The 13536-nt window shown below is 51.3% G+C and carries 11 protein-coding genes and 1 pseudogene; 5 read left to right on the forward strand and 7 right to left on the reverse strand.

All coding sequences use genetic code 11. The annotated features are described in order from the left end of the window. Positions 1 to 12 precede the first annotated feature (12 nt). Positions 13 to 528 (forward strand): DUF2569 domain-containing protein, encoded by a 516-nt coding sequence (locus tag PS053_RS17350; RefSeq protein ID WP_000270073.1) that lies wholly within the window; start codon positions 13 to 15, stop codon positions 526 to 528. A 39-nt stretch (positions 529 to 567) separates the two neighbouring features. Here PS053_RS17350 and fbp read toward each other — a convergent pair whose 3' ends face one another. After that, a complete protein-coding gene (gene fbp, locus PS053_RS17355; RefSeq protein ID WP_000853759.1) occupies positions 568 to 1566 on the reverse strand; it encodes a class 1 fructose-bisphosphatase in 999 nt (332 codons plus the stop codon). A 175-nt stretch (positions 1567 to 1741) separates the two neighbouring features. Between fbp and mpl the strand changes: the two genes are divergently transcribed. Further along, on the forward strand, positions 1742 to 3115 hold the full coding sequence (gene mpl / locus PS053_RS17360; protein WP_059219052.1) for a UDP-N-acetylmuramate:L-alanyl-gamma-D-glutamyl-meso-diaminopimelate ligase: 1374 nt from the start codon (positions 1742 to 1744) through the stop codon (positions 3113 to 3115). 151 nt (positions 3116 to 3266) lie between these two features. Here the strand turns inward: mpl and yjgA are convergent, their stop codons facing one another. Beyond that, complete coding sequence (gene yjgA / locus PS053_RS17365; protein ID WP_000166283.1) at positions 3267 to 3818, reverse strand: ribosome biogenesis factor YjgA; 552 nt, start codon at positions 3816 to 3818, stop codon at positions 3267 to 3269. 93 nt (positions 3819 to 3911) lie between these two features. Here yjgA and pmbA point away from each other — a divergent pair, with 93 nt between their 5' ends. From pmbA to PS053_RS17380, 3 genes and pseudogenes are all read left to right on the forward strand, one after another. Continuing rightward, positions 3912 to 5264: a metalloprotease PmbA gene (gene pmbA / locus PS053_RS17370; protein WP_001162197.1), complete on the forward strand. Its 1353-nt coding sequence runs from the start codon at positions 3912 to 3914 to the stop codon at positions 5262 to 5264. Between the two features lie 60 nt (positions 5265 to 5324). Next, positions 5325 to 5711, forward strand: coding sequence for a cytochrome b562 (gene cybC, locus PS053_RS17375; protein WP_001232259.1), 387 nt, complete (start codon positions 5325 to 5327; stop codon positions 5709 to 5711). A gap of 164 nt (positions 5712 to 5875) precedes the next feature. After that, positions 5876 to 6165, forward strand: a pseudogene (locus PS053_RS17380) (type II toxin-antitoxin system RelE family toxin). On the opposite strand, the gene nrdG reads toward PS053_RS17380, so the two are convergent. The 5 genes from nrdG to treR form a co-directional block, all read right to left on the reverse strand. After that, positions 6166 to 6630, reverse strand: coding sequence for an anaerobic ribonucleoside-triphosphate reductase-activating protein (gene nrdG / locus PS053_RS17385; RefSeq protein WP_059219054.1), 465 nt, complete (start codon positions 6628 to 6630; stop codon positions 6166 to 6168). An 83-nt stretch (positions 6631 to 6713) separates the two neighbouring features. Further along, positions 6714 to 8852 (reverse strand): anaerobic ribonucleoside-triphosphate reductase, encoded by a 2139-nt coding sequence (gene nrdD / locus PS053_RS17390; protein WP_000187766.1) that lies wholly within the window; start codon positions 8850 to 8852, stop codon positions 6714 to 6716. A gap of 393 nt (positions 8853 to 9245) precedes the next feature. Then, positions 9246 to 10901, reverse strand: coding sequence for an alpha,alpha-phosphotrehalase (treC, locus tag PS053_RS17395; protein ID WP_054412078.1), 1656 nt, complete (start codon positions 10899 to 10901; stop codon positions 9246 to 9248). Positions 10902 to 10949: 48 nt separating this feature from the next. Further along, positions 10950 to 12371, reverse strand: coding sequence for a PTS trehalose transporter subunit IIBC (gene treB, locus PS053_RS17400; RefSeq protein ID WP_016241084.1), 1422 nt, complete (start codon positions 12369 to 12371; stop codon positions 10950 to 10952). Positions 12372 to 12489: 118 nt separating this feature from the next. Continuing rightward, positions 12490 to 13464, reverse strand: a complete 975-nt coding sequence (gene treR / locus PS053_RS17405) for a trehalose operon repressor TreR (protein WP_254901836.1) — start codon at positions 13462 to 13464, stop codon at positions 12490 to 12492. Positions 13465 to 13536 lie beyond the last annotated feature (72 nt).

Below are 13536 nucleotides of genomic sequence, written 5' to 3' on the forward strand. Positions count from 1 at the left end.
AGGATGTTATAAATGTGGGTAAAGGAAGGCGAGGAATTAAAGGCAACGTGCAAAAGCTGCGGTGTGAGTGTTTTACCGCCTGACGATTATTGCAAAAGTTGTACTGATAAAAAGCTTACGGGAATTGGAGGTTGGCTGTATTTTCCTGCTATTGGTTTAGTACTTGGTATTATTGCGAACATTTATTCAACTGTACGCACCTGGAAGCTTGCTCAGGCAATTCAGGAAGAACCGCTCAGGACAGTTCTTTTTCTGGAAACGGCTGGATTTGCCATTTTATTTCTGCTGGTAAGTTATACTACTTATCTGTTTTTTAAGAAAAAACGACAACTTCCACAATACTATATTGCCCTTCTTCTGGCGCTTTTTGCATTTAATGTTGCTGATATTTGGGGAACAGTGACATTAATCGGCGTTTCTTTTGACCTGAAGGATGCATGGGAGCTGCTGAAAAGCATCATCCATCTTGCAATCTGGATCCCTTACTTCCGCTTATCTAAGCGTGTCAAATTAACCTTCGTTAATTGATAATTAAAAACGCCGGATTGCTCCGGCGTTTTTAGACCGTTACGCGTCCGGGAACTCACGGATAAAGCGTTCGACGTCTTCAACCATATGATCGTTGCCGACGAAGAACGAACGGCGCTGGTGCAGCGTTTCCGGGATGATATCCAGAATACGCTCTTTACCATCACTCGCTTTACCGCCTGCTTGTTCCGCCAGGAACGCCATCGGGTTGCATTCATACAGCAAACGCAGTTTACCGTCCGGGTGGCTGGCGGTGCTTGGGTAGAGATAAATACCGCCCTTCAGCAGATTACGGTGGAAATCCGCGACCAGTGAACCGATATAACGTGAGGTATACGGGCGGTTGGTGGACTTATCTTCTTCCTGGCAGAATTTAATGTACTTCTTCACTCCGTTAGGAAACTTAATGTAGTTTCCTTCGTTGATGGAGTAGGTGTTTCCTTTCTCCGGGAAGCGCATTCGTTCCTGGCACAGGCAGAAAACGCCAAGTGAAGGGTCATAGGTAAAGGCGTGAACACCACATCCCGTGGTGTAAACCAGCATGGTAGAGGAACCGTATACCACGTAACCAGCAGCAACCTGTTTGTTTCCAGGCTGGAGGAAATCTTCTTCCGTTACCGGCGTGCCGACGGGCGTAACGCGGCGGTAAATGGAGAAAATGGTACCGACAGAGACGTTAACATCGATGTTGGACGAGCCATCCAGTGGGTCCATCAGCACAACGTATTTTGCGTGTTCACACCCGTCAAAGACGACAATTCCATCTTCTTCTTCGGATGCAATGCCTGCAACGATATCGCGCGCTTTCAGTGCGGCTTTCAGTTTTTCATTAGCGAACAAGTCGAGTTTTTGCTGAACCTCACCCTGTACGTTCTCAGCACCGCTGGCACCCAGGATATCAACCAGTCCAGCTTTGTTAATATCACGATGGATAATCTTGGCGCCCAGTTTTATTGCCGACAGCAAAGCAGTGAGCTCACCGGTAGCATGAGAAAACTCGTGCTGCTTTTCGACAATAAATTCACCTAACGTTTTCATAAAACTTTCCCTGCAATGTTTATGGAGTAAAGCGACCGCAACAATCTTAACAAATAATCCGAATGTTGCGCTCAGGTGAATCGCGCCAGCAAATTACGGTTTATCCTGAAATGCGTTTCTCAGTTGCCCGACATATGCGTAAAATGAGCGGCAGATTAAAAAAGGATAGTGACGTATGCGCATTCATATTTTAGGAATTTGTGGCACGTTTATGGGCGGTCTGGCGATGCTGGCGCGCCAGTTGGGCCATGAAGTAACGGGTTCGGATGCCAATGTGTATCCGCCGATGAGCACCTTACTTGAGAAGCAAGGCATCGAACTGATTCAGGGTTACGATGCCAGTCAGCTCGACCCACAGCCGGATCTGGTGATCATTGGCAACGCCATGACCCGTGGAAATCCGTGTGTGGAAGCGGTACTGGAGAAAAACATCCCTTATGTGTCCGGCCCACAGTGGTTACACGATTTCGTACTGCGCGATCGTTGGGTACTGGCCGTTGCCGGTACCCATGGCAAAACAACCACGGCGGGGATGGCGACCTGGATTCTGGAGCAGTGCGGCTATAAACCGGGTTTTGTGATTGGCGGCGTACCGGGGAACTTTGAGGTTTCTGCACGTTTGGGCGAAAGCGACTTCTTTGTTATCGAAGCGGACGAATACGACTGCGCCTTCTTCGACAAACGCTCCAAGTTTGTTCATTACTGCCCGCGTACGCTGATCCTCAACAACCTTGAGTTCGATCACGCCGATATCTTCGACGATCTAAAAGCGATCCAGAAACAGTTCCACCATTTGGTGCGTATCGTTCCGGGTCAGGGCCGTATTATTTGGCCGGAAAACGACATCAACCTGAAGCAGACCATGGCAATGGGCTGCTGGAGTGAGCAGGAGCTGGTGGGCGAGCAAGGTCACTGGCAGGCGAAAAAGCTGACCACTGACGCTTCCGAGTGGGAAGTGTGGCTGGATGGCGAAAAAGTGGGTGATGTGAAATGGTCGCTGGTCGGCGAACATAACATGCACAACGGCCTGATGGCGATTGCCGCGGCCCGTCATGTTGGCGTTTCTCCGGCAGATGCCGCTAATGCGTTGGGTTCGTTCATTAACGCCCGTCGTCGTCTGGAATTGCGCGGTGAGGCGAATGGCGTGACGGTATATGACGATTTTGCCCATCACCCAACGGCGATTCTGGCAACCCTGGCGGCACTGCGCGGCAAAGTTGGTGGTACGGCGCGTATCATTGCTGTGCTGGAACCGCGCTCTAACACGATGAAGATGGGGATCTGCAAAGACGACCTGGCGCCGTCATTAGGCCGTGCCGATGAAGTCTTTCTGCTGCAACCGCCTCACATTCCGTGGCAGGTCGCTGAAGTAGCAGAAGCCTGCGTTCAGCCTGCACACTGGAGTGGCGATGTTGATGCACTGGCGGATATGGTGGTGAAAACCGCCCAGCCTGGCGACCATATTCTGGTGATGAGCAATGGCGGTTTTGGTGGGATTCATCAGAAACTGCTGGATGGTCTGGCGAAGAAAGCGGAAGCTGCTCAGTAATTCTGCAGCCTTGCATGCTTATGTAGGCCGGATAAGGCGTTTACGCCGCATCCGGCGTTTGAGCAAAGTGCCTGATGCGACGCTTGACGCGCCTTATCAGGCCTGGAGGTCCGCCGCATCCGGCAAACCATACTCACATCAACAACGAAAATTACCCGTCGTTTTCCGCTAATTCGCGCAGATACTGGAAAATCTGTCGCGCGGATTTCGGCGGTTTATTTCCTTCTTTCTCTTTCTTCGCGTTGCGGATCAGAGTACGTAGTTGCTGGCGATCGGCATCTGGCCACAGATTCAATACTTCGGCGATGGCGTCATCACCGTGATCAATTAAACGATCGCGCAGATTTTCCAGTTTATGGAACAGCACCACCTGCTGGTTATGGCGGTTTTTTAGCTTATCCAGCGCCTGACGGATCGGTTCTACATCACGCTGGCGCAGCATCTTACCGATGAGCTGCAACTGGCGGCGGCGACCTTCCATCTTAATACGCTGGGCTAACTCGATGGCTGCACGCAGATCCTCATCTAATGGGATCTTATCCAGCGCGTTTTTCCCCAGATCAACAATTTCCGCGCCCAGGCGTTTTAGCTCTTCGGCATCACGTTTAATTTCACTTTTACTGACCCAGATAATTTCATCGTCTTCGTCTTCGATGTCATCACCGGGAACGTCGTCGAGCCAGTCTTCGGGCTGCTTAGTCATGTCAGGCTCCTTAAAAAAAGAGGCTAATGTTACCAGTTAAGATGCGCACTGAAAAACGGTTCTCTGTTAGACTTCAGAGAAACTCTCTACATTATGGCACTTGCAATGAAAGTAATCTCTCAAGTTGAAGCGCAGCGCAAGATTCTGGAAGAAGCAGTTTCGACTGCGCTGGAGTTAGCCTCAGGCAAATCGGACGGTGCGGAAGTTTCCGTCAGCAAGACTACCGGCATTAGTGTAAGCACGCGTTATGGTGAAGTGGAGAATGTCGAGTTCAATAGCGATGGTGCGCTGGGGATCACCGTGTATCACCAGAACCGTAAAGGTAGCGCATCATCCACTGATTTAAGCCCACAGGCCATTGCCCGCACCGTACAGGCGGCGCTGGATATTGCGCGTTACACTTCGCCAGATCCCTATGCAGGCGTGGCAGACAAAGAACTGCTGGCTTTTGATGCACCGGATCTTGACTTGTTCCACCCAGCGGAAGTTTCCCCGGATGAAGCTATTGAACTGGCTGCACGCGCGGAACAGGCGGCATTGCAGGCGGACAAACGTATCACCAATACCGAAGGCGGCAGCTTTAACAGCCACTACGGCGTAAAAGTTTTCGGCAACAGCCACGGTATGTTGCAGGGGTACTGCTCAACGCGTCATTCGCTCTCCAGTTGTGTTATTGCGGAAGAAAATGGCGATATGGAGCGTGATTACGCCTACACCATTGGTCGCGCGATGAGCGATTTACAAACGCCAGAGTGGGTTGGGGCAGAGTGCGCTCGCCGAACTCTATCGCGACTGGCGCCGCGTAAACTCTCCACTATGAAAGCGCCGGTAATTTTTGCCAATGAAGTTGCCACGGGTCTGTTTGGTCACTTGGTTGGCGCGATTGCTGGTGGCGCGGTCTACCGTAAATCGACCTTCCTGCTCGACTCGCTAGGTAAACAAATTCTACCGGACTGGCTGACCATTGAAGAACATCCGCATCTACTGAAAGGACTGGCATCCACGCCGTTTGACAGTGAAGGTGTGCGTACCGAGCGCCGCGATATCGTCAAAGATGGCATCCTGACCCAGTGGTTGTTGACCAGCTATTCTGCGCGCAAGCTGGGGCTGAAAAGTACCGGACACGCGGGCGGTATTCACAACTGGCGCATTGCTGGACAAGGGTTCAGCTTCGAACAAATGCTCAAAGAGATGGGCACCGGGCTGGTGGTGACGGAGCTGATGGGTCAGGGCGTGAGCGCGATCACCGGTGATTATTCCCGTGGCGCGGCGGGCTTCTGGGTAGAGAACGGCGAAATCCAGTATCCGGTGAGTGAAATCACCATCGCAGGTAATTTAAAAAATATGTGGCGCGATATCGTTGCTGTTGGTAATGATATTGAAACGCGCAGTAACATACAGTGTGGTTCTGTTCTGTTACCGGAGATGAAAATCGCCGGGCAGTAAACAAACTGGCGCGACCTGCCGCGTCAAATCTTAATAAGGAAAAATGGAAGGAAGTGTGCAATGCGTAAAAGCCTGTTAGCTATTCTTGCTGTCTCTTCATTAGTATTCAGTTCGGCGTCGTTTGCCGCTGGGCTGGAAGACAATATGGAAACCCTTAACGACAATTTAAAAGTGGTAGAAAAAGCGGATAACGCGGCGCAAGTCAAAGATGCGCTAACCAAAATGCGTGTCGCGGCACTGGATGCGCAAAAAGCGACGCCGCCGAAGCTGGAAGGCAAATCATCGGACAGTCCCGAGATGAAAGACTACCGCCATGGTTTTGACATTCTGGTTGGTCAGATTGACGATGCGCTGAAGTTGGCAGACGAAGGCAAAGTGAAAGAAGCACAGGCCGTCGCAGAGCAACTGAAAACAACCCGCAACGCCTATCACAAGAAGTATCGTTAATTCCTTATTGGGCGGTGAAACGTTACCGCCCAATGCTCTTCTCCTTTCATCACTTCCCCGCAGAATTTACTTTCAACACGGCTATTTCCCTGTGTATATCCCCATTATACGCACAGTCAGGGAACGACTGACCAACCCACAAGAGGCCATTAAGGTCCGACTGGATGAACTATGAGCTGGCTTTTGAGCCGCGGGCGCTGAAAGAGTGGCAAAAACTGGACGTGACAGTCCGGGAACAATTTAAAAAAGGCTTGAGGATGTGCTGAAAAGGCTGCGCAATCCATCGACTAAACTATGGGATTCGCCGGACTGCTACAAAATTAAGCTTCGCACACTGGGATATCGCCTGGTCTATCAGGTCAATGATAAAGAGTTGCTCGTGTTGGTGATAGCTATTGGTAAGAGAGAGTACTCAGCCGTTTATGAAGACGCGACAAAACGGCTGGATGAGTGACTAACGCAAATGATGCACCACCTGGTTGCTGCTACCGCGCCAGATCAGGGAAGGATCTTTTAAATCCTGTACAAATTTGCCATCGACCAGCACATTAATCAAATCAACAACCTGCATTTGCGCAGCGTTGAGTTCATCGAGTTTATAGCCTGTCCATACCCAGATGTCTTTACCCGGACACTCGGCGCGGATGCGTTGCACCAGTTTTAAAATGTCCGGCACGTTTTGCGGATGCAGCGGATCGCCGCCGGAAAGAGAAATTCCCTGACGTTTAATGCGGGTGTCGTTCAGATCGTTGATGATCTGGTCTTCCATTGCCTTGGTAAATGGCTGACCGGAATTTAACCGCCAGGTGCTTTTGTTATAGCAGCCGGGGCACTCATGAACGCACCCTGAGACAAACAAGGTGCAGCGAGTGCCGGGGCCGTTGACGATGTCGACAGGATAGTATTGATGGAAGTTCATATTTCGCCTGGCTTATCAGTCCGCGTGTAGGCCGGATAAGGCGTTTACGCCGCATCCGGCATTTGCTTACCGCAGAGTGGGGATCAACCTATTTGCCCATTCCCCAAATGTTTAACGCGGCGCTTAACTTCTTCCTGCTTACCGGCGTTAAACGGGCGAGCATCAGGGCTACCTAAATATCCGCACACGCGGCGAGTCACCGACACACGGGAGGTGTCATGGTTACCACATTTCGGGCAAGTGAATCCTTTGCTGGTACATTCAAACTCGCCGGTAAAACCACACTCGTAGCACTCATCGATTGGCGTGTTAGTGCCGTAATACGGTACATGCTGATAGCTGTAGTCCCAGACATCTTCCAGCGCCTTCAGGTTATGCTGAATGTTTGGATACTCGCCGTAGCAAATGAAACCACCGTTCGCCAGCGGCGGGTAAGGTGCTTCAAAGTCGATTTTGTCGTACGGATTTACCTTTTTCTCCACATCGAGGTGGAAGCTGTTGGTGTAGTAGCCTTTGTCAGTTACGCCCGGCACCACGCCAAACTCAGCGGTATCGAGACGGCAGAAACGGTCGCACAGGTTTTCACTCGGCGTACTGTACAGGCTGAAACCGTAGCCAGTTTCTTCTTTCCACTGATCGACTGCCTGACGCAGGCGTTCGACAATCGCAATACCTTTTGCGCGAAGTTGTTCGTTATCATAAACATGCTCGCCGCCGAACAGCGCGTTAATGGTTTCGTGGATACCGATGTAGCCCAACGATATAGACGCACGACCGTTTTTGAAAATTTCAGAAACGTCATCGTCGGCATTCAGACGTACGCCGCAGGCACCTTCCATATAAAGGATCGGAGCCACGCGTGCTTTCACGCCTTCCAGACGGGCGATACGGGTCATCAGCGCTTTACGCGCCAGCACCAGACGCTCATCCAGCAGCTTCCAGAAGGTGGTCTCATCGCCTTTCGCTTCCAGTGCAATACGCGGCAAGTTCAGACTGATGACGCCAAGGTTGTTGCGGCCATCGTGGATCTGTTCGCCGTTTTCGTTTTCCCACACGCCAAGGAAGCTGCGGCAGCCCATCGGCGTTTTAAACGAACCGGTTACTTTCACTACCTGATCGTAGTTCAGAATGTCCGGGTACATGCGCTTGCTTGCGCACTCCAGCGCCAGTTGCTTGATGTCGTAGTTCGGATCGCCGGGCTTATGGTTCAGGCCATCGCGAATCGCAAACACCAGTTTCGGGAACACCGCAGTTTTACGGTTTTTGCCGAGGCCCGCGATACGATTACGCAGGATAGATTCCTGAATCAGGCGCGATTCCCAACTGGTGCCCAAGCCAAAGCCAAAGGTTACAAACGGCGTCTGACCGTTGGCGGTGTGCAGGGTATTCACTTCATATTCCAGCGACTGGAAGGCGTCGTAGCACTCTTTGATGGTACGAGAGTTAGCGTAGCCTTCGGCGTCCGGGATATTCCACTCTTCGGCTGTTTTACGGTGTTTGTTGTAGCTGGCGGTAACAAACGGCGCCAGCACTTCATCAATACGGTTAATGGTGGTGCCGCCATAAATATGGCTGGCGACCTGAGCAATAATTTGCGCAGTCACTGCGGTAGCCGTAGAGATCGATTTCGGCGGCTCGATCTCGGCATTCCCCATCTTAAAGCCCTGGGTCAGCATGCCTTTCAGGTCGATCAGCATACAGTTGAACATCGGGAAGAACGGCGAGTAATCGAGATCGTGGTAGTGAATATCGCCGCGCTCATGCGCCTGCACCACATCACGCGGCAGCAGGTGCTGACGCGCATAGTGTTTAGCAACAATCCCGGCCAGCAGGTCGCGCTGGGTTGGAATCACTTTGCTGTCTTTGTTAGCGTTTTCATTGAGCAACGAAGAGTTGGTCTGCTCGACCAGGCCGCGAATCTCCTGGTTCAGGCGACCGCGTTTTTCACGTTCAATGTCGCGATCGTGACGGTACTCGATGTAAGCACGGGCCAGTTGTTTGTACGGGCCAGACATTAGCTGGTTTTCAACCGCGGTCTGGATCTCATTGATATCTACCTGGCTGCGGCCCTGCATCTGCTCGCTGACAATAGCGGCAACAGTGGCGCAATAATCAGCATCATCGACTTCCGCTGCTTTAGCTGCACGCAGAATGGCTTCTTTGATGCGCTCTGATTTAAACGGCACTTTGCAGCCGTCTCGTTTCATCACATGCGGTGTCATGATCGCTCCATATTTTTAAGAACAGGTTATCCACAGAAATTGGGAAAGGTGTTTTCCGGTTTTTTCGTTTCGTTTTCCGGCGCTTTCCACAATCACCATCCGCTTATCCACAACTCCATACCTTCTTAAAGGAAAGCTGTAGTAGCAATTATAGCCGATTAATACAACATATTGGGTTGGTGGGCATTTTAAAGTCTATATATAGTGCTTTGCATCAAGGATGTTTGAGGTTTTTTTGATGTAGCTCAAAGTAAAAAGCAGAGTGTACGGATGGCGGGCGCTACAGAGATATGTAAATTTTCTAATGATTTTCTGACTGGAAAATCAACAAAAACAAGATGCTTGTCGAGGCAGGCCCCGGAAATATTTGTTTTACCGGGGCATGGTGAAGAGTTATCGCTGCAACCACCAGACAGCCTCAAAAGGCCGTAATGTCATGGCGCATGGTTGTGGTGACGCTTCTTCATAGTTATGCATCAGAAGCTGCCAGTCACCGCGAATTTGCGTTGGCTGCCAGGATTGTACGTCACGGCTCAGGTTGGCAATCACCAATAGACTTTGTCCCTGCCATTCACGACGATAACACCACAATGCAGGGCTGATTGGCAGCAGATCCTGATAATTACCCCATGTCAGAATGGGTTCTTGTTTGCGTAGTGCAATTAACTTCTGATAGGTGTAAAACACCGAGGATTCATCGGCCAGCGCGGTTTCCACGTTGATTTCCTGATAGTTATCGCACAGGCCAATCCACGGCTTACCAGTAGTAAATCCTGCGTTATCGTCATTGTTCCACTGCATCGGCGTACGACTGTTGTCGCGAGATTTACTGGCAAGGATTGCTAATAACTCGTCGGCATCACGCCCATTGCTACGCAATTCAGCAAACATATTGAGACTTTCAACGTCGCGATAGTCGGTAATGCGCGTGAAATGCGGGTTGGTCATACCAATCTCTTCACCCTGGTAGATATACGGTGTTCCCTGCATACCATGCAGCACCATCGCCAGCATTTTAGCTGCTGGCTCGCGGTATTGGTCTTCATCGCCAAAACGAGAAACAATGCGTGGCTGGTCATGGTTACACCAGAACAAGGCATTCCACGCGATGTTGTGCATTCCCTGTTGCCAGTAGCGGAACAACGTTTTCAGTGCCACAAAGTCGGGTTTAGCCAGCGTCCATTTTTCACCATCGGGATAATCGACTTTCAGGTGGTGAAAATTAAAGGTCATCGACAATTCACTGCCTGTTAACGCTGCGTATCGCTGGCAATGTTCAAGGCTGGTGGAAGACATTTCGCCTACGGTCATTAACCCGCGTGGCGTAAACACATCACGGTTCATTTCGTGCAAAAACTCGTGTACACGTGGCCCGTCTGTATAAAAGCGGCGCCCATCGCCATCCAGATCGTTAGGGAAGTTCTGGTCCTTAGAAATCAGATTCACCACATCCAGACGCAGCCCGTCGACGCCACGATCGGCCCAGAACTCACAGACTTTCTTCAGTTCCGCGCGTACCTCCGGGTTCTCCCAGTTGAGGTCCGCCTGTTCTGGTGCAAACAGATGTAAATAGTACTGTCCGCTTTCTGCGTGCCAACGCCAGGCATTGCCGCCGAATTTAGAACGCCAGTTGTTCGGGGGGATACCCGGTTCGCCATCACGCCAGATATAAAACTGACGATAAGGACTTTCTTTCTTCAGCGCCTCGTGAAACCAGGCATGTTGGGTAGAGGTATGGTTAAACACCATGTCGAGAATGACACGAATGCCGCGCGATTTTGCCTGTGTCACCAGTTCGTCAAAATCATCCAGCGTGCCGTAAGTGGGATCAATCGCCGTGTAGTTCGCTACGTCATAACCATTATCGACCTGGGGAGAGACATAAAAAGGCGTCAACCAGATAGCATCGACGCCCAGTTTTTGCAGATAGTCCAGGCGTTGGATAACGCCACGTAAATCGCCGGTGCCGCTGCCCGTGGTGTCCTGAAAGCTCTTTGGATAGATCTGGTAGATAACACCGTTTTGCCACCAGTGGGGAAGATGAGTCATTACGTATTTCCTGCAAATGCGAGGGGCGCAATGACGCCCCGAAGAAAATTAAACAATTTCAAGCGTGCCCAGGCGGTGTTTACGCTGGTAGATAAACGAGGTGAGCACAATCGGAACGATGATGGCGACAGCCATTGCCAGCGCAAATACCTGCCAGTAGCTCGGTTGAATCGAGAGAATGCCCGGCAGACCACCAACACCAATGCCGTTTGCCATGACGCCGTTCAGGCCGCACAACAATCCTGCCAGGCCAGAACCTACCATCGCGCACAGCATCGGAAAGCGATATTTCAGGTTGATGCCGTACATTGCAGGCTCAGTGACTCCAAGCCAGGCAGAGATAGCGGCAGGCACGGAGATCTCGCGTTCATTGTTCTTGCGACTGGAGATGATAATGCCCATCACGGCGGAGCCCTGAGCAATATTTGAGAGGGCAATCAGCGGCCAGACAGGTGTGCCGCCCATGCTTTGAATCATCTGCATATCAATAGCAAGCGTGGTCTGGTGTACGCCGGTGATCACCAGCGGCGCGTAAAGGAAGCCAAACAATGCTGCGCCAATGGGGGCAAAGCTGCCGGTCATCAGGTGGCGAACCGCAAAGGCAACGCCATCACCGATCATGCGACCAAATGGACCAATCAGCGCATGAGCGAGGAATACGGCGAGGATCAGCGAAAAGACCGGAACCACGACCAGATAAAGGTAATCCGGCACGATGCGCTTAAGGCGAGTTTCAATAACGCCCAGCGCCAGCCCAGCTAACAGGGCCGGAATCACCTGTGCCTGATAGCCCACTTTAGCGATGCTAAACATGCCAAAGTTCCATACTTCCGGCACCTGCTGCCCGAGCAGATAGGCGTTCATCAGTTGCGGAGAAACCAGCGTCACGCCCAGTACGATACCGAGGATCGGCGTGCCGCCCATTTTTTTCACCGCTGACCAGCAAATCCCGACCGGCAGGTAGAAGAAGATGGCCTCACCGATCAACCACAGAAAATCGTAGATCGTTTGCAGGGAAGGGTACATTTGCGCCAGCGTCTGACCGTTGCTCATGGGCAGATCGCCGATCACATTACGAAAGCCGAGGATCAAACCGCCGCTAATCAATGCCGGGAGTAACGGGAAGAAGATCTCTGCGAAATGAGAGATCAACTGCTCATGCCATTTCATATTCTGCCGGGCGGCTTTTTTCACCTGCTCTTTATCGACCTGCGCCTGGCCGGTCGTCGCTATCAGCGCTTGATAGTAATCGCCAACGTTGGTGCCAATGACGACCTGAAATTGCCCGGCATTGGTGAAGCAGCCTTTCACCATCGGCAGTTGCTCGATTTCTTTCGGTCTGGCATTGCCCGGTTGGTTGAGGACAAAGCGCAGGCGGGTAATACAGTGACTTACCGTTGCGATATTGCCGCGCCCACCAACCAGTTCTATTAACTGATCAATATCCGCTTGATTAACTTTGCTCATCATAAAGCCCCGTGGCAGATGACATATTTGGTTGGCTGCAGAATATATTGTCGGGAACAATTAAAAAATGGGAACGTTCCCGAAACGTAGCGAAGATCACAAATTATCGTTCAGGAAACGATCAGGAAAGAGTGGCGGGAATGATGATCTGCTGGGGGGCGCAACGTCCGTTGATCTGCTCGATCAACTGGCTGGCGGCCTGTCGCCCGGCTTCCGCGTATCCGGGATCCACGGTGATGATCTCCGGGTGGAGGAACTTCATGAGCGGCGTATTACCAACGCTCGCCAGTTGCAAAGTGTTGATGTGCTGTTCTTGTAGGTACTTACTCGCGCCAAGCGCCAGCGTGTCAGTCGCACACAGTAAAGCGGTGGTCTCAGGCGTAATCACTTTTGCTACGTTCTCATAACCTTGCTTCATAGCAAGGCCTGGCAGAGCGGCAACGGGATGCAGTTTATGTGTGTTGCAGAATGCCAGATAGGCTTCGTGACGCCGCTTACCGGTTGTTACGTCACTGTGCGGCACGCCGAGATAACTGATATTGCGATGCCCCAACTCGAGTAGCCGTTGCATCAGGATGTTGATCGCTCCTTCATCGTCATAGCAAACTGAAGCAAAACCTTTGGCGTCGCGTGCCAGCAGAACCAGCGATGACTGCCAGTGGGCTAACATGTCTTCCGTTATACCGGTAAAACCAAATAGCACTACGCCGTCAATATTACGGCGTTTCAGGACGCCCAGATGCTCGGCAACTAATTGCGGGGAAAACTGGCTTTCCATCATAATTGGGTCGTAACCCTGTTCATAAAATGCAGGCAGCATGGTCTGAACGGCGAGGTTTTCTGATAACGAATCCAGACGGGTAACGATAATGGCGACGACTTTATCGCTTTGTCCACGCATGGCACGTGCGGAACGGGAAGGGGAAAATCCATGCTGATTCATCACGGCTTCCACGCGCTCACGTGTGCGCTGGCTCACGCCGCTTTCGTTATTCAGTACCCGGGAGACAGTGGATTTTCCCACGCCGCTTAAGCGTGCGATGTCTTTGATGGTCAGCCGATTTTGCATCCTGTTATCCCGTAACGTGCGTTTAATTATTTGAGACTAACTTTACCTGCGCATATGGCAATGAGCAAAGTCTGGTTTATCGTTGGTTTAGTTGTCAGC

The organism is Escherichia albertii, assembly GCF_028622335.1.
In the GTDB taxonomy this organism is placed as follows: Bacteria; Pseudomonadota; Gammaproteobacteria; order Enterobacterales; family Enterobacteriaceae; genus Escherichia; species Escherichia albertii.